Annotated in this window: 7 protein-coding genes; 2 read left to right on the top strand and 5 right to left on the bottom strand. The window is 71.3% G+C overall.

Translation table 11 applies throughout. The features are described from left to right. Window positions 1-80: 80 nt before the first annotated feature. The 5 genes from CVO96_RS19095 to CVO96_RS19115 form a co-directional block, all read right to left on the bottom strand. Complete coding sequence (locus CVO96_RS19095) at window positions 81-6182, bottom strand: beta strand repeat-containing protein (RefSeq protein ID WP_103314048.1); 6102 nt, start codon at window positions 6180-6182, stop codon at window positions 81-83. A 2-nt stretch (window positions 6183-6184) separates the two neighbouring features. Continuing rightward, window positions 6185-11065 (bottom strand): DUF11 domain-containing protein, encoded by a 4881-nt coding sequence (locus CVO96_RS19100; protein ID WP_103314049.1) that lies wholly within the window; start codon window positions 11063-11065, stop codon window positions 6185-6187. After that, window positions 11062-13845, bottom strand: coding sequence for a DUF11 domain-containing protein (locus CVO96_RS19105; RefSeq protein WP_103314050.1), 2784 nt, complete (start codon window positions 13843-13845; stop codon window positions 11062-11064). The genes CVO96_RS19100 and CVO96_RS19105 overlap by 4 nt, the downstream gene beginning before the upstream one ends. A gap of 228 nt (window positions 13846-14073) precedes the next feature. Further along, the gene (locus CVO96_RS19110; protein ID WP_103314051.1) at window positions 14074-16950 is read right to left on the bottom strand and encodes a beta strand repeat-containing protein; all 2877 of its coding nucleotides are present in this window, start codon (window positions 16948-16950) and stop codon (window positions 14074-14076) included. 736 nt (window positions 16951-17686) lie between these two features. Beyond that, a complete protein-coding gene (locus CVO96_RS19115) occupies window positions 17687-18337 on the bottom strand; it encodes a hypothetical protein (protein ID WP_133161863.1) in 651 nt (216 codons plus the stop codon). A gap of 265 nt (window positions 18338-18602) precedes the next feature. Here CVO96_RS19115 and CVO96_RS19120 point away from each other — a divergent pair, with 265 nt between their 5' ends. Continuing rightward, window positions 18603-20063, top strand: a complete 1461-nt coding sequence (locus CVO96_RS19120) for an MFS transporter (RefSeq protein ID WP_103314053.1) — start codon at window positions 18603-18605, stop codon at window positions 20061-20063. 64 nt (window positions 20064-20127) lie between these two features. Next, window positions 20128-21051 (top strand): haloalkane dehalogenase, encoded by a 924-nt coding sequence (locus tag CVO96_RS19125; protein ID WP_103314054.1) that lies wholly within the window; start codon window positions 20128-20130, stop codon window positions 21049-21051. Window positions 21052-21253: the final 202 nt, after the last annotated feature.

Below are 21253 nucleotides of genomic sequence, written 5' to 3' on the forward strand. Positions count from 1 at the left end.
GTCGGTGAACCCAGGCACGCCCGCGCAGGCCCGGGGTCGTCCCGGCCTGCGCGGAGTGGAGGAGACGGACGGGCGGGGACTTACTGCACGCTGACCCGGTAACAGACGGTGCCGCGGCCACCGCCTCCCAGGTCTCCGAGCCGCACGGTCAGCAGGCGCGGCGTCAGCGTGCCGGCGTCGGCGTCGGCCGCGCTCGTGAGGTTGTCGACGGCGCTCCCGGGCGTGCTGGTGGCGCCCGCCACGGCCAGGATGCCCGGCACGTGTCGGATGCCCGCCCCCACGGCGTAGTCATCCAGGGCCGCCGTGAAGAACGGCACCGGATCGGTCAGGACGGCCGTCTGCAGCAGGCTGGTGCCCAGATTCTGGTAGTCGATGCAGTATTCCAGCGTGTCGCCGGTCTGCCCCTCGGCGCTGGTCGGGCTGAACCCCGTGCCGGCCGTCACGTTGCGCACGAATTTCGTGAGCTTCAGGCCGCCCGATCCGGTCGTGGTCGTGTCGGTCACGCTGGCGGTGCGGATCAGGGGAGAGAGGTTGGCGAACACCTGGGTCACCGTGAGTCTGGCCGGGTCGGTCAGTCCGGAGGCCACGCCGGCCGGCGCGCTCACGGACAGCAGCAGCTGAAGGTCGGCCAGGGTGCCGTCGGGCTTGCGGGGCGAGGTGCTGGTCAGACTCAGGGTGCCGCCCGTGCCCAGCAGGGTGTCGGTGGTGGGGTCGATCACGCCGTTGCCGTCCACGTCGTGCCACAACGCGTAGCTGAAGGTGGCGTTCGTGGGGGCGACATTCAGGGTCAGGGTGCCGGGCGTGCCGGGGCTCAGGCGCTGGCGGTAGACCACGCTGCCGGGGCTGCCCACCGACTGCGCGGAGTCCGGGGTCAGGGCGAGCTGCGGCACCAGCCCGAAGTGGAGGCCAAGTGTGGAACCCGCCGCCGTCGCCACATTCAGGCTGCCCCGTGAGGCCAGCGGGTCGCTGATCGAGGTTGCCAGATGCAGCACCGTCGCGCCGTCGTTGACTCCCGTGGCCGTGTAGACGGAGGTCGGGGCGGCCAGCACGGTCACGCTGCCCGCCGAGGACGGCAGGAACAGCGTGTAGCGCCCGGCCCCGTCCGTGACCGCGCTCGCCACCACGCCGCCGCCGTTGCTGGCGGTGACGGTGAAGCCGCCGATCCCCGCCTCGGTGCCGTTCTGACGGGCGTCGTTCGCCTGAGGGGCGCTCCCGCCCCAGCCGTCGTCCCTGAAGACCTGACCCGTGATCTTCACGCCCGCGTACTCCCCGAAGTTCACGTTCTGGACGTCTCCCGCCGTCAGGGTCAGATTCACGGTGTCCGGGCTGGTGCTGACGAAGCCCGCAGGCTGGGTCTCGGTCACGCTGTAAGTGCCTGCGGTCAGCAGCGGGAAGCTGTAGCTGCCGCCCGCGCCGCTGGACGTGGTTCGGAGCACCGCGCCGCCGCCATCACGCAGGGTCAGGGTGACGCCGGGGAGTCCAGCCTCGCCCGTGTCCCGCTGGCCGTTGGCGCTGGCATCGTTATAGACGGTGCCTGAAATGGTGAAGCGCGGTTCGACGGTGGTCGGGTCGCCGACCGAGTCGTTGGCGGTGTTCCCCTGGGCGCCGCCGCTGACCGTGGCGGTGTTGGTGAGACTGGTGGGGGCAGTGGCCGCGACGCTCACCGTGACGGTAAGCACCGGGTAGCTCGCTCCAGCGGCCAGAGCGTCGGAACGGGTGCAGCTCAGCGTGCCGAGGGTACATGTCCAGCCCGTGCCACTGATCGCCGTCGCCGTGAGGCCGGCCGGCAGCGTGTCGGTGACCGTGACCGCTCCGCTGGTGGGCGCCGTGCCGCCGTTCGTCGCTGTAATGGTATAGGTGGCGCCGGTCTGCCCCTGGAAGAAGGTTCCGCTGTGGGTCTTCGTGACCGTCAGGTCGGAGACGAGCACAGTCACCACGTCCGAGGCGGCGTTGTTCGTCGTGACCGCCTCTCCCGTGGTGCTGACCGTGGCCGTGTTGGTCACGCTGGGCAGCGCCGCCGAGCCGACGACGACGCCGCTCAGGGTGAATGTGCTGCTGGCCCCACCGGGGAGGCTCACGCTGCTCGTGCAGGTCACGACGTTGCTGGCCGAGGTGCACGACCAGTTCGCCGCGTTGGCGCCCGTCAGGCTGAGCGCTCCGTTGGGCAGTGTAAGTCCGGCCGGCAGGGTGTCGGTCAGGGTGAGGGTATTGACAGCCGTGCCCGCCGCCACGTTGTTGACCGTGAAGGTGAAGCTGCCGGGTTGCCCGACCGTGAAGCTGCCGGTATGACTCTTCGAGAGCGTCAGGTCGGGGGGCGTGACCGTGACGGTCGTCGGGTCGCTCGCCCCGTTGTTGGTCGTGGTGAGCTCGCCGCCCCCGCTGACCGTGGCCGTGTTGGTGAGGCTGGTCGGGGCAGTGGCCGCAACATCCACGGTCAGCGTGATCGCGGGGTAGCTCGCCCCGGCGGCCAGAGCGTCTGACCTCGTGCAGCTCAACGTGCCGAGGGTGCATGTCCAGCCCGTCCCGCTGATGGCGGTAGCGCTCAGGCCGCTGGGCAGCGTGTCCGTGACCGTGACCGTGCCGCTGGTCGGCGCCGTGCCGCTGTTCCTCGCTGTCAGCGTATAGGTGGCGCCGGTCTGCGTCTGGGCGAAGCTGCCCGTGTGCGTCTTGGTCAGCGTCAGGTCGGGCGTGCCGCCTGCGGCGATGGTCGTGGGATCGCTCGCCGTGTCGTTCGCGGTGTTCGTCTGGCCGCCCCCGCTGACCGAGGCCGTATTGGTGACGCTGCTCGCCGCATTTGCAGCCACGTCCACCGTCACGGTGATGGCCGGGTAGCTCGCTCCAGCGGCCAGCGTGTCTGACCGCATACAGCTCAGCGTGCCGAGGGTACACGTCCAGCCCGTGCCACTGATGGCAGTGGCGCTCAGGCCGCTCGGAAGCGTGTCGGTGACGGTGACTGCGGCGCTGGTGGCGAGGAGGCCGCCGTTGGTCGCCGTGAGCGTGTAGGTCGCTCCAGTCTGTCCCTGGGTAAAGCTGCCGCTGTGGCTCTTGCTGAGGGTCAGATCGGACGCCGCCGCCGTGATGGTGGTCGGGTCGCTGGCCGTGTCGTTGGCGGTGTTGGTCTGACCCCCGCCGCTGACGGTCGCCGTGTTGATCCTGCTGGCCTGGGCGTTGTTCGCCACGTCGACGGTCAGGGTAATCGGGGGGTAGCTTGCTCCCGCCGCCAGGACGTCACTGCGCGTGCAGGTGAGCGTGCCCAGAGTGCACGTCCAGCCCGCACCGCTGATGGCGGTGGCGTTCAGGCGCGTGGGCAGGGTGTCGACCACCGTGACTATGCCGCTGGTCGGGCCGGTGCCGCTGTTCGTCGCCGTGAGGGTATAGGTCGCGCCGACCTGGCTCTGCATGAAGTTGCCCACGTGAGTCTTGGTGATGGTCAGATCAGAGCCAAGCACACTGACGACATCTGAAGTCGAGTTGTTGCCTGTTACGCTCTCGCCAGGGTTGCTGACGCTGGCGGAGTTGGTCACGCTGGGCAGCGCGGCGGCGCCCACCACGATGCCGGTCAGGTTGAACGTGCTGCTGCCTCCCCCCAGGATATTGACCGTGCTCGTGCAGGTCACGACGTTGCTGGCAGAGGTACATGACCAGTTGGCGGCATTGGCGCCGGTCAGGGTCACTGCGCCGTTGGGCAGGGTCAGGCCGGTCGGCAGCGTATCTGTGATGGTGATGGTGCCGATGGCCGTGCCTGCCGCGATGTTGTTCACCGTGAAGGCGAAGCTGCCGGGCGTGTCCACCACGAAGCTGCCGGTATGTGTTTTGCTGAGCGTCAGATCGGGGGGCGTGACGGTGATGGTCGTGGGATCGCTGGCCGCGTTGTTGGTGGTGACCGCCTCGCCACCGCCGCTGACCGCCGCCGTGTTGATCACGCTCGTGGGGGCGCTGGCTGCCACATTGACCGTGACCGTGATCACCGGGTAGCTCAATCCGGCCGCCAGAGCGTCTGACCTCGTGCAGCTCAGGGTGCCCAGGGTGCATGTCCAGCCGGTGCCGCTGATGGCGGTGGCGGTCAGGCCCGTGGGCAGGGTGTCGGTGACGGTCACGGCGGCCGTGGTTACCGAGGTGCCCGTATTCCTGGCCGTCAGCGTGTAAGTGGCGCCCGTCTGGGTCTGGGCGAAGTTGCCCGTGTGGCTCTTGGTGATCGTCAGATCCGGGGCCAGCACCGTGACCGTGTCACTGGCACCGTTGTTGGCGGTGGCCGTCTCGTCGGTCGTGCTGACGCTGGCGGTGTTGACCACGCTGGGGGAGGCCGCTGCGCCAACCACCACTCCGTTCAGGGTGAAGGTGCTGCTGGCGCCCAGAGCCAGCGGTGCCGGGCTGGTGCAGGTCACGGTGTTGCTGGCCGAGCCACACGACCAGTCGGCGGCGTTGGCTCCGCCCAGGGTGACAGGGCCGTTGGGCAGCGACAGGCCGGCGGGCAGCACGTCGGTGATCGTGGTCGGGCCCACGGCCTTGCCCGGCCCGGCATTGTTCACGGTGAAGGTGAAGCTGCCGGGCTGCCCCACCGTGAAACTGCCCGCATGGGTCTTGGTCAGGCTCAGATCGGGGCGGGCCACCACGACGCTGGCGACGGTCGAGTCACCGCTGAAGGCGTCGCCCAGCGTCTGGGACGTGAAGGTCACGCTGCCCTTGTTGCTGATGGACGTGCCGCGTGGGGTGCTCAGGTCGACCGTGGCCCTGAACTTGACGCTGGTGGTCGCGGCGGGCGCCAGGTTGCCGCCGGTGGTAGCATTGGCTCCCACCCCCAGCCTGAAGGTGAGCGTTCGTGTCGCCGCGGAATAGTCTGCCTGGTCGTCGCCCGTGACGTCGGTCTTGGCGCCGGCATTGGCCCCGCTGGCGACCGAGAGGCTGCCGGGCACGAAGGTGATCCCGGCGGGCAGGGGATCGGTCAGGATCAGGTTGTTGGTGCCGTCCTGGCCAGTATTGCCGGCCGAAATGGAGTATTCCAGCACGTCGCCCGGCTCGAGACCGCCGCCGTTCAGGTCGACCACCGTCTTGGTCAGGTTGTTGGTGACGCTGGGGGCGTAGATCTCGATGGCCGTGGTCACCACGCCGGGCACGTACACGTCGCCTGAGGTGGTGAGGTTCAACGTCGCACTATTGGCGTTGTTCTTGATAACTGCGTTTCCGGTGTTGAGCCCTGGATTCAGCACGTCCAGCAGGGCAATATCGTAGCCGAAGTTGTTGGCGTAGCTGGGAGTGCGGGTGATGGCCGTGTCGCTGCCAGACAGCGAGATGCCGGAGTCGAAGAAGTTGGTCGCCAGATGGGCGGCATCGCTCATGGTCGCCAGGGTGGTCGTGGTGGTGCCGTCGGTGGAGTTCATCTTGAGCACGTCGCCGATGGTGCCCCGGTCGCCCTCGTAGGCCACGATGCCGACCCGCGCGTTGACCGGGCCCGTGGGAGGCGTCGTGAACGGTGACACCGTGATGTTGACTGCCGCACCGCTCACCGAGACCAAACCGTCGAACACCGCCAGGTTGCGCGGCTTCTCGGTGGGCTCGGTGTACACCACGACCAGCGACCAGCCCGCGTACTTGTCGGTCGTCAGACTGGACTGGATATCGGCCACCGTGTAGCTGCCGTTTCCACCGGCAATGATCTCCGACGTCACGTCCAGGAAGCCCTGGTACTTGTTGACCGTGGTGGCGATGTCCAGGGTGGTGGCGGTCAGGGTACGGTAGGGGACAGATCCGGGCCGCGAGAACTTGATGCTGCCCCGTGCTGCGTTGGCTGAGTCGCCCCCCCAGTACAGACCTGCCCACTTCACGGTGTAAGCGCCCGGGATGCTCAGGGTTGACTGGCTGGCATTGATCGTTCCGTTGCCCGGCGCGCCGCCCTGGTTGATATAGGTCATGGTGTAGCCGTTGTTGTTCAGCGTCGCGGCGGCCGCAGCGGACGGGGCCGCCGTCTGGGCAGCCGTACATCCCGCCGCTGCGGTTGGGCAGGTCATCGACGAGTTGCCGATGATGGCGATGTTGCCGGCGGCGTTCAGGCCGGGGCCGGGGAACGGCGGGTAGCGGCGCGAAAAGACCCGGTCGGCCGCGCTGCCCCAGGACAGGGAAACGAGCAGAAGGCAGGCGAGCAGCACGTGCCAGACGGAGCGCGGAAGGTCGGAGTGTCCAGTCATGATTACTTCCCTGACGTGTTGGGCTGCTCGTCGAGCACGAGGTCGAGCCTGAGGTAGGCGCCGGGGCGGGTCATGGCGCTGGTCACGGAGTCGAAGCCCAGGACGTTGTAGCCCAGGGTGATCCAGGCGCCGGGCAGGGCCCGGACGCTGCCCTCCAGGCCCAGGCCGTAGCGGTTGATGCCGGTGCCCGGTTGCAGGCTGGCCTGAAGCCGGGCGCCCAGGCCCAGCCGGGGGGTGGGGTAGTAGGTGGCGCCCAGGCTGGGCTGCCAGGTCAGGCTGGAGGCGTCGTTCAGGCGGGCACGGGCGGCCAGACCGGCGCGCAGGGCGTAATCGGGCTGATGGTATTCCAGATCGGTCTGGCCCAGCAGGCTGGGGGCGCCGTCGGCCAGGCTGCCCGAGCTGTAGCGCAGCGTGGCCAGGCCCTGCCACTCGCTGTTTCGCAGGGCGGCCCCCACCGAGAAGCGGTCGCCGCGCAGCGGGCCGAACTCGCTCAGGGCGTCGGCGTTCACCGTCAGCGTGTCATTCAGGCTCAGGGCGGCGCCGCCGCGCAGCACCGTCCTCAGCACTCCATCCTTGACCGAGAAGTCGGCGCTGGCCGAGGCGCTGGCGCTGTCCGACTGGTAGCGCAGGGTGGCGCTGGTGTTGAGCTCACCCTGACCCTGGCCCAGCGAGTACAGGTAGGCGCCGCTCAGGGCGAGGCCCGTGCGCGGGTTCAGGCTCAGGGTGGTGTCGGCACCGAAGCGGGCGCGGTTGCCGGCGCCGTCGGCGGTGGGCAGTTCGTAGGCGGCGGCGTAGTTGGTCGCGCCCCGTCTGGACTCCAGGCCCACGCTGGCACGGTGGCCCTGGCCCCAGCGCACCTCGTCGCGGGCGACCGCCGCCACGCCGCCCCCCAGGGCCAGGCGGGCGCTGAAGGTGGTGGTGGGCAGCGCGCCCCCGCTCAGGGGCTGATCGTGGCTGACCTCCAGATCGATGGGCGCGGCGTGGTACCCCAGCAGGGCCGTGGCGCTCAGGCCGCTGCGGTTCCCCAGCGCGGCGCGCAGGCCGGCCCCGACCGTGAAGGGTCTGTTCGAGTAGACCAGCCCGGCGGCCAGTGAGCCGCCCGGATCCTGCCCCGCCCCCTCGGCGGCAGCCCGGTAGTCCGCGCTGGCGGTGGCCCGCAGCGAGTCCGTGAGCGCGGTGCTCAGGGCCGCGTTGGCGTAGGTGCCGGCGCCGCCGGCGTTCAGTCCGGCGTAACCGGCGCTCTGGTGGTGAAGGCCGAAGGTGCCCGTGGTGCTCCCCAGCGTGGCGCGGGCCGTGGCGTCGAGCAGCAGGCCCCCGCTGTAGGCCGTGAGCAGGGTGGCGTGGAAGGGCTGGGTGTCGTAGTTCACCCGCGCGGCGGCGGTGAGCTGGCCGGGCAGCTGCACGAGGGCCACGCTGCCGCTCAGCGGGCCGGAACCGGCGCGCAGCTCGGCGCCGCCGGCCAGCACGCGCTCGCCGTCGCCGTCCAGGCGGTAGGCCACGCGCAGCTGCACGGTGTTCAGCTCGCGGTCGATGCGGCTCAGCGGGGTCGCCAGGCTCAGCAGGCCGTCCACGGCGTCCAGCACGTAGTCCGCGCCGCGCGCCAGGCGCCGCGCGCTGACCGCGTGGGTGATGAAGTCGGTGGTCAGCACCTCGACCGTCTCGCTGTCGGGCGCGATGCCGCCGCCCCGCAGCCGGATCAGACGGGTGCCGTCGGGCGTGATCAGCTCCTCGCGGCTGTTCAGCGGCAGCAGGGTGGCGAAAGCACTCGCCGTGACCGGGAAGGGCGCGTCGCCGGGACGGCTGACCACGCTCAGGGCGGTGGGCGAGACCGGCACCGTCACGGTCTGGATGGGCACGGCCCCCTGGCGGTACGCCAGCGTGAAGTCCGGGTGGTCGTACTGGAAGGCCACGGGATCCTGGCCCTGCAACATGGTCTGTTCGCTGCTGCGGTCGCCGTACAGCGGGTAGCCGGGCGTGGTGTCGCGGCTGGTGGGCAGGCCGCTGGAGTCGGCGGCCACCACCAGCCGGCCCCGGCCCAGCGGGGTCTCCAGGCTGGCCCGGCCGGTCACGCTCACGCCGAAGGGGCTGGGCGTGCTGGAGAACGGATCTACAGGCCCCACGGTCACGCTCAGCAGCCCCACGCCCACCCGGGCGCGGCCGGGCGTCAGGGCCAGCCGGTGGCGCTGGGGGGCGCCGTCGCCCAGGTCGGTCTCGACACTCACGGTGCCCGGGGTGGTCTGGGGCGGCAGGGTCAGCACGCCCTCGCCGTCGACGAGGCGCAGCTGGTAGCCGGCCTCGCGCGGGTTGGCGTCCGCAACGGTGGGCTCGGGAACGCTCCGCAGGGTGACGAAGGGCAGCGCCGTGCTCACCCCGCGCTCGTCCACGGCCCGCACCCGCAGCTGGATCGGCGTCACGCCGTCGGCGACCATCTGCAGGGGCTGCACGAGCACCGCGCTGGTCGTACCGGCCAGCACCAGCCGGATCCTGGATAGGCCCGCACCCAGTACGTTCTCGCCGGCGCTCAGGCGCACGCCCACATACTCGACGCGCGCCAGCCCGCTCTGGGAATCCACGCTGCGCCGGCCGATCAGGGTGTCGGGGAGCAGCTCGCCGTTCAGGCGGGTCTCCAGGGGCTGATCCGCCGGCCCCTCCACGACCACCGTCACCTGATCGCGGTCACGGTAGACCGTGCCGTTCAGGGGCAGCCTGATCTGGCCGGCATTTTCCCGCGGGCCGGCCGAGCCCAGGGGACGCGCCGCCGCGCGGTCGGCCGTGTCGAGCGTGCCGCTCAGCAGCTGCGTGCGGCCCTGGGGGTAGAGCGCCAGCAGGGCGGGGGCAGCCGTGGCCACCAGGGGGCCGGTGTGGCTCAGTTCGTAGCTCAGGACGCCGGTCAGGGGCGCGGTTCCGTCCAGCGTCCAGTAGAGCGTTCCCGAGGGGCCGACGGTGGGCTCCGCGAGGGCGGTCTCGTTCCCCGCGCCCGTCCCCGAGAGGCGGCTGCTGCCGGCCAGGTAGGTGGCGCCGGCCGGAAGCTGCTGGGCCACCAGCAGGGACTGCGCGCTGGCCGGCGTCTGTACGCTGATCCGCACGGTCGAGTGGCGCTGGGCCGTGGGGGCGGGCGCGGCGGGGACGGGCGCGGGGAACGGCGGGGCCGCCACGTTCGCCACGTCCGGCGCGGTGGTGAGCACGCCCACCTTCAGGTCGCTGTCCAGGCTCACCTCGGGGCCGCACTGGCCGCTCAGCACCGCCCGCAGCTCGCCGCTGAGGGCCGACGCGTCCGGCCGGACGTGGGCGCGGTAGCTCAGGGCGCGGGACTCGCCGGGAGCCAGGGTGCCCGCGAAGACCGTGGGTTCCAGGGCTTCCAGCAGCTCTCCGGGATCGTCGGTGAGGCGGTAGTCGGCCGGCACGTCGCCGGTATTGAGGACGGTCAGGCCCACACGGAAGGTCTGGCCGGGCTGCACCTCGCCCAGCGGCTCACGGCTCAGATCGAGGGCGCCGGTGCCCGACAGGGTGTTCAGGCTCAGTGTGGCGCGGGCGCCGCCGACCCGGGCGCTCACCGGCTGGGGGCCAGCCTGGGTGGCGCGGGCCTGCACCAGCAGCTCGGCGGGAGCGTCGGCGCGGCTCTCGCTGATGACCTCGGTGGGGCCCATGGCCTCCAGGCCGGCGGGCAGCTCCACCTTCAGGTCGGCCCTGCCAGTGCCGAGCGCCGTCGCCCGCAGCGTCACGGTGTCGTTCAGGCAGACCGTGCGGTCCGGCAGCGCCTGACCGCCCCCGTCCACGCGCTCCAGGCGCAGGGCCAGGGCCTCGCGCCGGGCGACGACGGGCGCCTCGCTCACCTCGCCCCGGCGCACCTCGACCTCGGCCGGCGCCTGAAGGGTCGTTCCGGGCAGGGCGCCCACGCTCAGCGGGTAGCGGCCGGCGGGCAGACGCAGCTCGCTCACGGCGCTCAGGTTCACCGTCTGCCCGCCCACCCGCACCTGGAGGGTCTCGCCCGTCAGGCCCTCGGCGCGCAGCCTGAGGGTGCCCAGCGTGTCGGCGCGGGCCAGCAGGATCGGCAGGCGGCCGGTGCCCTGCACGAGTTCGAAGCCCACGGTGTTGCTGTACTGCCGCGCCCCGGCGGGCTGGCGCAGCTCCACCCGGAAGTGGCCGCCAGCGGGCAGGGTCCAGTCGGCCCAGGCCAGCGGCCCGCTGACCGCGAGCGGAATGACCCCGCCCTGGTCGTCACGCAGCCGGGCCTCGAGTTCGGCGGGGCCGTCGCCGTCGTAGAGGCGCAGGGTCTGACCGGCCTGCGCGTCCAGCTCCAGGGCGGGCATCCACTCGGCCGAGCGCACGTTGACGTTCATCCGTGCAGCGCTCAGCGAGGCCTCGTCGGCGGCCAGCCGCACGGCGAAGCTGTTCTTGCCCAGGCCGCTGGTGCTGACCGCCAGACGGTAGTGGCCGGCACTCAGGATCTGGTCGATCAGCCCCTGCCAGTCGTGCGCGCCGGCCGGATAGCGGCGTTCGGCCAGCACGGCGCCGTCTGCGGCCAGCAGCGTGAAGGTGGTCTCGGGGTCGGCGCCGCCGTAGCGCTCGTCGCCGTAACTGTCGGCGCTGCGGTAGTCCTGCGGATCGAAGCCGGGGCTGTACAGCTCCAGCGTGACCCGTCCGGCGCGCGCCACGTGCAGATCCAGGGTCTGGTCACCCACGACCCAGCTCAGGCGCTGGCCCAGGCTGGTCAGCCGGGGGGTCTGGGCCGCGTCGGAGCCACCGGGCGCGGCGCTGTCCAGGGCGGGGGCCGGCCGCACTGTGGGGGCCACGGTCTGGGCCAGGGCCAGGTTTCCGGTCAGGGCCAGGGTCAGCGCCGCGGAGCGGGCCAGCCGGGCCTTACGGGACAGGGGGGGGGTCATCGCTCCCCCCACATTAATGTGGGGTCTGTCACAGCATTCTCTCGGGCACCGGTATAGGTGAAGCGGTAGCCGAAGGTGGCGCTCCCACCGGCGAAGTCCAGATCCAGGTCGTGCTGGCCGTCCAGCAGCGTGGCGCCCTCGGGCAGGGGATCACGCAGCCGCAGGCCGGGCTGCGCCTCCGGGCTGCTCAGGGTCAGGGTCACGCGGTACACGGGCTGTCCGCCCTGCAGGCCTTCCGGAGCGATGCGTTTGCCCAGGGTCACGGGGCCGTACCGGACCTCCGTCTCCCGCAGGCTGCTGGCCGCGCCCGTCAGGGGCTCCAGCGGGAAGTCCACGGAGGTCAGGCCGCTGAGGTTCAGGCTGCGGGTGCCGGGCTGGCCTCCGTCCTGGGGCACGGGGCGGGGCCGGTTGAAGAGGCCGGCCGGATCGAGGCGCAGCGCATAGACGCCCTGCGGCAGCCGCGAGAAGTGGTAGCGGCCCTGCGCGTCGGTGAGCACGCTGCGGCCCCCGGCCAGCAGCACCCGCGCCTGCGCGACCGGGGTGTCCTGGCCCGCCTGGAAGCGGCCGTCGCGGTTCTGATCGACATAGACCTGACCCAGCAGTTCCGCGGTGGGCGCGAAGATTCCCGGTTCCAGGCGTGTCCGGGCGTGGGCACGGGCGCTGAGCACCTGGCTGCCCCGGGCGCCGCGCACCGAGACGACCACCACGTTCTCCAGCGGCGCCCTGACGTCCGGGGTCACGAGGAGCTGGTAGGTCACGGCCACCTCCTGTCCGGGCGCCAGATCCGGCAGTGTCCAGGCCAGGGTCTGCCCGGCGATCTGCGGGTCGCCCAGCGGCCGGCCGTCCAGCTTCGCGGTGCCGGGCAGGTAGGCCAGGCCCACGGACGGGGTGTCGCTCACGCGCACGTCGTGCACCGTGGCGACCCGGCTGGTGTTGTGCACCTTCAGGGTGTAGCTCAGGCGGTCGCCCAGCGTCACCGAGGCCTCGGCCACGCTCTTGGCGACCAGGATCGCGCTGGTGAAGACCGGGGTCGTCACCGGCAGGCTGGGCACGGGATTGTTCAGCTCGCGGGCCGCCAGCGAGAAGCGGTTGGAGATCAGGGTGTCGTCGGGCGCGCTGTCGTCGACGGTGGCGTGCAGGAGCACCCTCAGGGTCTCGCCCGGCTGCAGGCTCGGCCAGTGCCAGGTGACGTTGCGGGTGCCGGCGTCGTAGCGGCCGCCCGCGCTGGCGGACGTGAAGACCAGGAAGGCGTCCAGCCGGTCTTCGAGCACCAGATCGGTGAGCGCGAAGGCGTAGGGGTTTTGCACGGTCAGCGTGTAGGTCAGTTCAGTGCCCACCGGCACGGTGCCCTCGGGGCTCACGGTCTTGCTCAGGGCCGGGAGCCGGGCGTCCACCCGGCCCAGTTCGTCCCGGGTTAGGTTGGGCAGGGCCCCGGCCGCGCTGCTGGTGATCAGGCGGATGCGGGCGCCGCCCGAGGGGTCGGCGGCCGTGACCGTGACGCAGGCCAGGAAGTCCAGCGAGGCGCCGGCCGCCAGCGGCAGCGGCTGGGGCAGCGGCAGTCCGTCGAGGGTCTGCAGGGCCACGCTGCCCAGCCCCACCTCCATGACGCCGCTCAGGCCGACCGAATCGGCCACGTTGCCGGCGTTGTGCAGGGTCTGGCGAAAGCAGCTGGGCTGGCCGACCACGCCGTCGTCCCTGCGCTGGAGGTCGTCGCCGCTGCCCTCGCCGCCGGGGCCGGCCGGGGCGTTGCCCGCGGGTCCCAGTTCCAGGCGGGGGCTGGGCAGCACGGTCAGGCTGGCCTCGGCGCGCAGGGGGACATCCAGATCCAGGCCGCTGGCGACCGCCACGTTGACGTGCGGGCCGGGCGCGGCCCGTTCGCTGGGGCGCACCTCGAAGCTCAGCAGGGCCGTCTGCCCGGAGCCCAGGCCCGCCACCCGCCAGCGCAGGCCGGAGACGAGGGCCGGCTCGCTGGCGCTGCTGCCGCCGGCGCTCAGGTACTCGGCGCTGCCGTAGGGGATCTTTAGGCTGCCGGGCACGAAGTCCAGGCCGCGCAGTTCGGGGGTGGCGAGCAGGTCCTCGGTGAGCACCTCGGCGCTGTCCAGCGCTCCGGTGTTCCGCAGCCGCAGGGTCACGGTGCTGGTCGTGCCGGGGGCCACCGTGGCGGGCGTGAACCGCTTTTCCAGCTGCAGTTCGGCGAATTGCCCGACCCGCAGCTGCGCCATGTTGTCGTTGTCGACCGCGCCGCCGCCCGGGCAGGCCGACACCAGCGACATGAACGCGCTGCCGGTCGCCGAGAGCGGCGTGCGGGCCACCAGCAGCACGTCCGCCGCGCCGTCGGCGTCCAGGTTCAGGCTGGAGATCAGCGGGTCGCCGGCACTCTGCAGTCCGTCGCCGTTGCTGTCGCGGTAGATTCGGACGCTGGCAGGATCGGGCGTGAAGGTGCTGCGGCCGTCGATCAGCCACGAGAGCGCCAGGGTGTACGCGGCGTTGCCCGTGTTGGTCACCCGGTAGGGCAGCACGGTGTCGGTGCCCGGCCCGGCGCCCACGCGGAAGGCCGGCCGCGTGAAGGTGCCGTCGGGCCGCACGCTGACCCCGCAGATGGCGTTCACGGTCGTCTCGACCGGGTTGGAGATGTAGGCCTCGCGGGCCACGGTGACGACCGCCTGGTTCTGGATGACGGTGCCGGCCGGAGTCCCGGTCGCCTGCGCCGTGCCCAGGTTCAGCACGCCCAGCACCAGGGCCAGCGCGGGAAGAGAGTGGATCAGGCGGGATACGAGCACACGGGCCTCCGGAGGCGGGGGGGTCGGGACGACGGCGTCGGCGCGGGGCCGGGGCAGGGGGCTGCCGGGTGAACTCTGTGGGTGGGCCGGGCTCAAAGGGGTGAAGCGCAAAAGGGGGGTCTGCTGTTCGTGGGTCTGTTGTTGGGGGTTCAGGGGCTGGATGGTTCAGGGGCTGGGGGGGCGATAGGGTTCCGGGAGGAGCGCTTCCGCGCCCCTCCCAGACCGGGATCAGTTGACCTTGACGGTCAGGGTGAAGTCCAGCGAGACGCCGGGGGCCAGCACCGTGTCGTTCGGCGTGATGCCTGCCACGCCGTCGGTGTCGGCGGCGAATTCCAGCAGCGTGCCGGCGGGCCGCGGCGCTCCCAGCGGGGTGCTCACGGCGATCCAGGCGCCGCCGTCGATGCGGTAGTAGCCGTTGGCCGGGCCGCCCACGGCGTACAGCGAGGTGTAGGCCGGCACGGTGTCCTTGAACAGCACCTCGCTCAGCGGGTCGGCGGAGAGGTTGCGGGCGCTCAGGGTGTAGCGCAGGTACTCGTTGGGGAAGGCGTCGGCGCCGCTGACCGGAGCCGCGCACAGCAGGTCGGCGCCGCAGTTGACCACGGACTTGCTGGCGTTGAGCTTGCCGCCCACCACGCGGGTCGTGTCGGTCACGCGGGCCGGGTTCGCCACGGTGTCCAGCACGTCCACGGTGTCGCTGGGGCCGGCGGGCGTGTCGGTCTTGGTGATGGAGACGCTGAGGGTGGACTGGTTGAGCGCTTCGGTGGGTTCACCGGAGGGCACGTTCACCTTGACGTACAGGGGCACGCTCTCGTTCGGGTCGAGCTTGCCGTCGCCGCCCAGCAGGTTGCGGCTGGCGCCGTCGGCGAAGGCGCCCTCGGCGGTGGGGAAGAAGTTCACGCCGTCGAGGCTGTAGAGGTTCGTCCAGCCGGTGGTGGCGCCGGCCTGCGTGGCCGTGAAGGCCAGGTCGCCGGGGAGGAGCGGGGCGTTGCCCACGTTGGCGAGGGTGTGCTGGTAGAGCGCCGTGCCGGGGCTGGTGGTGGTGCCGCTGCGGTCCGTGCTGAGCGAGAGGTCGTAGATGCTCTTCACGGTGATGACGTCGTTGGTGTCGGCGGCGGTGGTGCCGGTCACCGGGCTGGTGGCGGTCTGGTTGACGCTGACCGGGCCGGCAGTGGCGCCCGCAGGCACGGTCACCGAGGCGATCAGCTTGAGTTCCGTGCCGGGCTGCAGGGTGCCAGTGGTGGTCACCGGGCCGGCGGCCAGTTCGGCCGGGCTCAGCACGCCGTCGCCGTCGCTGTCGAGGTAGTAGGTCACGGGCACGGTGACCGGGCCGGCGGTGGTCGGGAAGGTGACGGAGCCGCTCAGGTTGTAGGTGTCGGGCTGGCCGCCGTTGTTGCCGGCCTCCATGGGGAAGGTCACGACGGCGCCGGGCACCGCGTTGACCACCGGGGTCAGGGCCGGGTTGCCGCCGTTCGCGCCGGGGTCGCGGTCACCGAAGGCCACGCTGGGGGCTGTCACCGCGCCGATCAGATCCGTGGTGGCGTTGCTGACCGTGTTCTCCAGCACGCTGGTGGCCGTGATGACCACGGAGCCGCCGTCAGGGTCGCTGACGGGCAGGCCGCCGGCGTCACGGGCCGGGAACAGCACCTTGACCAAGATGGTCGAGCGCTGACCGGAGGCCAGCGGGCCGCTGTCGACGATGCCGTCGCCGTTGGAGTCGGCCAGGGGGGTGCCGTCGGCGCGCAGCAGCTGCACCACGGAGCCGGCGGGCAGTCCCGCCAGGACGGCCGCCATATTGAAGGTGTCGGTCGCGTCGCCGTTGTTGATCAGCGTCTGGGTAAAGGTCACCGAGCTGCCCGAGGGCACGCTGGCGGCCAGCTGGGTGTCGTCGTTGGTGCTGGTGCCGGGGGTGATGGAGACCCCTTCGGGGCTGGTGTAGCTGGTCTCGATGGTCGCGTCGGCGGCGCCGTTCGGGTCGCCGCTGGGGCCCAGGCCCAGCAGGGCCACCGGAGCCTTGGAGATGTCGGCGGCGTTGGAGTGCACCGGATCCGGCACGGTGTCGCCGTTGAGGTCGGCGTTGCGGTTCTCGGCGAACTGGATGTCAGCCACGTTGGTGTAGGGGTTGGCGGCGGTCGTCGGGGCGGCGCTCGAGGGAATCAGCACCTGGAAGTCGAACTGGGCGGTCTGGCCGGCCACCAGGGTGCCCAGGCTGGCCTGGATGGTGTCGGGGGCCGGGATGGAGACGGCGGCGCCGGCGGGGGTGCTGCCGTAGGTGGCTGGATTGGCGTCGATCACGGAGCCGGCGGGCAGATCGCTCAGGCCGCCGATCACATCGTCGGTGACGACCACGCCCGTGGCGTCGCGGACGCCCGAGTTGGTCACGGAGATGCGGTAGCGGGCCGTCAGGTTGCCCAGACCGTCCCTGGTCACGCTCAGCACCTGCTTGGTGCTGGTAATCACGGCGTCCTGCACCACGTTGGTGCGGGCGTAGTTCTCGGTGGTCGCCCCGCCGTAGCCGTCCTGCTTGCTGGCGTCGAACACGCTCGTGCCGCGCGGCTCGGTGGAGATGGTCTGGGTGCTCAGGGCGGTGATCGGCACCTGATAGACCACGAAGAAGCGCTGCTGGGAGTCCGCCGCCACGTTCGTGATCAGCACGTCGGAGCCGCTGACCGGCAGGGAGACGCGCTCGCCGGGCTGCAGGATGCCGTCGCCGTTGGTGTCGGCATAGACCACCGGGGCCGCCGCCGGACTCACGCCGCCCGCCAGGCTCGTGTCCGTCAGCACATTGAGCTTGAAGCTGTCGGTACCGTTGCCGGTGTTGGTCAGGGTGTAGGGGTACACGACCTCGCCGCCGGGAACCGCCTGCTGCTGCTGCCCGGGCTGGGCCACCGAGCCGTCGAGCGTGATGGTCAGACCGGCGACCTGCTTGACCAGCGTGCTGACCTCGTTGGAGTTCGTGCCCTGACGGGTGCCCGTATCGCTGTCCCTGTAGGTGACGGTCGCCTGGTTGGTGATCTGGGTGCCGGCCGGAGTGCCGGTGGCCGAGGCCTGGCCGACAGCCAGCAGGGCCAGCAGCGAGAGGAAATTGAGGGTACGGGGGTGTTTCACGGAACTCCTTTGTCTTTACGGGTGACAGTGGTCGATCCGACCGGTGACGGCGGGTGGTCGGGTGGGCTGGCGATACGGCGAGAGAACGGGTTCGGGCAGGCGCAGCTCCGCATCGATGTGATTCAGATTAAGAGTTAATGATTTCTTATTCCTTACATTTCGTGAATTTTACGCTTGACATTTCGACATCAGATGATGCTGAGGTCGGCAAGTGAAAGGGGGAAACCGCTGTCCCTGTCATGCTCCGGAGACCTGACCGGGGCTCCGGCGCTGGATGGACGGGGAGGCCGGTCACCGACCATGGAACGCTCCGCCGGTCTCTGTCAGCTCGTACCGGAAGACGCCGTGTGGGCGCGGGTTCAAACGAGGCGGGGGTCACGCGGCCCTGCGTCCGGGCGCCGGCCAGGGCGCTGCTGGCCCTCGTGGCAACGGGAGAAACACTGCCTCACCTGATCGGGGGCGCCCAGATGGCTGGGTACCGGTCACCTTTCCGGGCCGCGCCGTCCGCCGTCAGGACTGGTCGGCCAGAGTCACCTGAAGCGTCCCTGCCCCACGTCTGGCGGATCCAAACCTGCATCCAGCAGAGATGGGCGTGGGCACGCTGCCACTCCTCTCCCGGCAGCTTCAGGGCGCTGCCGTGCGCCGTCGGCCCTATTGACGCCCCTGTGTGGGCATCACTTCTCCTGTAACTGCGATGAGACAGGCATCATCCCTCGGGCCACCCGGAAGCAGGCCGCTACCGCAGCGTCACGTTGGGCACCTCGCCGGGGTCGGCCAGCAGGGGCGCGAGCCGCAGCTGCATCAGGTAACGCCCCGAGCCGCGCCGGCCCTCGTAGCGGGCCAGCAGCGCCGCGAGGTCGCGCTGCAGCGCCTTGGCATCCTCGAAATCCAGCATCAGATCCGTGACCCAGCCGCCCAGGGCCACCGCGGGCATCTCCGGCGAGGTCAGGCGACCCTGCTGGCCCGGCGCCGGCACGATGGTCGCGCGCACGGCGCCCAGATCGGTGCGCTCCAGCTGCATGCCCCACTCGCCGGGATGCTCGCGCCAGACCTGCTCCAGGCTCCGCAGGAAGAGCGGGCGCCAGGGCAGGTCGGCCCGCGCCATCGCCACGGCCACCGATTCGCTGGAAATCAGCGCGAAGGGAACGAAGAAGACGTCGGCGACGGCGCGGTAGATCTTGACGGCGTGGCGGCGGCGCCGCTCGACCCGCAGGACCCGCACCAGGCCCTCGGCGCACAGCTTGCGCGCCTGGTAGTGCAGCCGCGGGAGGCTTACGCCCAGCTCGCGGGCGGCCTCGCTGAGGGTCACCTCGCGGCCCATGAAGGGGGCCAGGTAGCGCAGTTCCCAGCCGTCCACCAGCCGGGGCACCACGGCCGGATCGGTCACCCGCCACACCTCATCCCCGGGCACGCCGCCCCCCTGCACGCGCCGCCCCCCTGAACCCACCACTTAAAACGGAGGTGTCCATTTGAAGCAGCCTACTCCTACGCTGCGGAGGCACACTCCGTTCGGCCTGTCCTGCCCGCCGCTGCGCTGTCCAACGCTCCGTTGCCCGCCACCGTCCCGCCGCCCGGGGCGCGGCGAGCGCTCCCTGTGTTCCGATTCGGGCCCCGATCGCGATCGGGGACGTGCCCGCCAGGAGGCTGCCCGGATGACCCCCTCACTCCGTCCCCACGAACGGGCCCTGTACGGTGTCGGCGACTTCGGGGCCAGCCTCTGCAACGTCGCGGTCAATACCTGGCTGCTGTATTACCTGATCAACGTGGCGCAGCTGCCGCCGCTGCAGGCCGGGCTGGCCTTCCTGGCGGGGCGGCTGTTCGATGCCCTGATCGATCCGCTGATCGGCGCGTGGTCGGATCGGCTGCGGCCACGGGTCGGGCGGCTGGCCTTCGTGCGCTGGGCGGCGCTGCCGGCCAGTCTGCTGTTCGCGCTGCTGTGGGCGCTGCCGCTGGTGCCCGGGGCGGGCTTCGCGCTGGCCTGCCTGGGCTTCATGGCGGCCTCGGCGCTGTATGCGCTGGTCACCGTGCCGTACTCGGCCCTGAACGCCGAGCTGACCCGCGACTACGACGAGCGCACCGCCCTGACCAGCGTGCGGGTGGCCTTCTCGATGCTGGGTACGCTGGTGGCCGTGGCCGCCCCGCCCGCCCTGGTGCTGGGCCTGAGCGGCGCGGAGGATCTGGCGGCGACCCCGGCGGGCAGCTGGCTGGTGGTGGCCGGGGGCTTTGGCGCACTGATGCTCGTCACCTTCCTGCTCACCGGTTTCGCGGTGCGTGAGGACTTCGCCGCCCCGGCAGCCCACAGCTCTGCCCGGAACCCGGCGGATCAGCACCGGCTCTCCGTGCAGGCCGTGCGCGACGTGTTCCTGACCGCCGGCTTCCGCACGCTGCTGGGCGTGTTCCTGATGACTGCGCTGGGGTTCATGATCACCAATTCGCTGCTGCCCTTCTTCATGGAATCGGTGCTGCGGCTGCCCGGCGCGGCGCAGGGGCCGCTGCTGGGGCTGCTGTTCGTCTCGGCCATCCTGGCCTTTCCGGTGTGGGTACGCGTCTCGGCGCGCACGGGCAAGCGGGTCTGCGTGCTGGTGGGCCTGAGCTTCATCATCGCGGCGCTGCTCGCCTACGTGAGCGTGGTGCCCGGCGGCGGCGTCTCGCCCGCGCTGCTGCTGACGCTGGTGCTCAACGGCGCGGGCCTCTCGGCGGTCACCCTCTTTCCCTGGGCGATGCTGCCGGACGTGATCGAGTTCGACGAGGTCGGCAGCGGCCTGCGTCGTCCGGGGCTGTTCTACGCGCTGGTGCTGCTGGTGCTCAAGGCGGCCGGGTCGCTGGGCGTCTTCTCGAACGCCGCGCTGACCTCGGTGCTGGGCTACGTGCAGGGCAGCGCCGTGCAGAGCGAAGGAACCGTGCGCGGCCTGGCGCTGATGATGGGGCCGGTCTCGGCCGGCTGTTTCGCCCTGGCCCTGCTATGTGCCTGGCGCTATCCGATCACCCGCGAACGCCACGCCGAGGTGCGGGCACGCCTGGGTAAGCTGAGGGACGCGGCGGCCGAGCCGGCCCACGCCTCGCCGGACGACCGGGCCGCGCCCCCAGGCCAGCGGGGCGTGCCTGTCCCCTGAAGAGGTTTCCTGCAGGGCGGTGGTCGCCCGCCCACCTGCCCGTACCCGCCAGCGAAGGAGTCCCATGACCATCCTGCGTACCCCCGACGAGCGCTTCCAGCACCTGCCTAGCTACCCGTTTGCCCCGCACTACCTTGGCGACCTGCCGGGTCTGGAGGGCCTGCGGCTGCATTACCTCGACGAGGGGGGCCCCCCCGGCGCGCCCGTGGCGCTGTGTCTGCACGGCGAGCCGTCGTGGAGCTACCTGTACCGCACCATGATTCCCGTGTTCGTGGAGGCCGGGATGCGGGTGATCGCGCCCGACCTGTTCGGCTTCGGACGCTCGGACAAGCCGGCCGAGGACTCGGCCTACAGCTTCGACTTCCACCGCCGCACGCTGCTGGCACTGGTTCGGCGGCTGGAGCTGCGCGACATCACCCTGGTGGTGCAGGACTGGGGCGGCCTGCTCGGCCTGACCCTGCCGCTGGAGGCGCCCGAACGCTATACCCGCCTGATCGCCATGAACACCGCCCTGGCGACCGGCGACCTGCCGCTGGGGCCGGGGTTCCTGGCGTGGCGTGCCCACGCCGCCGCCCACCGGGATCTGGACGTGGCGGCCCTGTTCGCGCAGTCGTCGCCGGGCCTCAGCTCCGAGGTCGCGGCCGCCTACGCCGCGCCGTTCCCCGACGTGCGCTTCAAGGCGGGCGTGCGGGCCTTTCCCCAGCTGGTGCCGGATCGCCCGGACGCGCCCGGCGCCGAGCTGTCGCGCCGGGCACGGGTCTGGTGGCAGACCGAGTGGGCCGGCCAGAGCTTCATGGCCGTGGGCATGCGGGATGGGGTGCTGGGGCCGGCGGCGATGGCGTATCTGCACTCCCTCATCCGGGGCTGCCCGCCCCCCCTGGAGATTCCTGAAGGCGGCCACTTCGTTCAGGAGGACGCCGGAGAGCTCATCGCACGCCGCGCCCTCCAGAGCTTCGGTCTGCTGCGGACGCCAGCCCAGGAGGGTTGATGGTAGCGGGGTGAATGGAAAGAGGCGGCCAACTCGGGCCGCCTCCTGACTGTGGATGGACGCTGTGCTGGCTTCATACCCATTGCGGCCCAGTCGCTCAAGTTTGAGCGATTGGGCCCGACCGAAGGGAGAAGCAACCAGGACGCGTGGCGCGATGTGGAGGAACCTTCGGCGCTCTCCCGGAGGTTCCAGAATGGAGCGC

This window comes from Deinococcus koreensis, assembly GCF_002901445.1.
In the GTDB taxonomy this organism is placed as follows: Bacteria; Deinococcota; Deinococci; order Deinococcales; family Deinococcaceae; genus Deinococcus; species Deinococcus koreensis.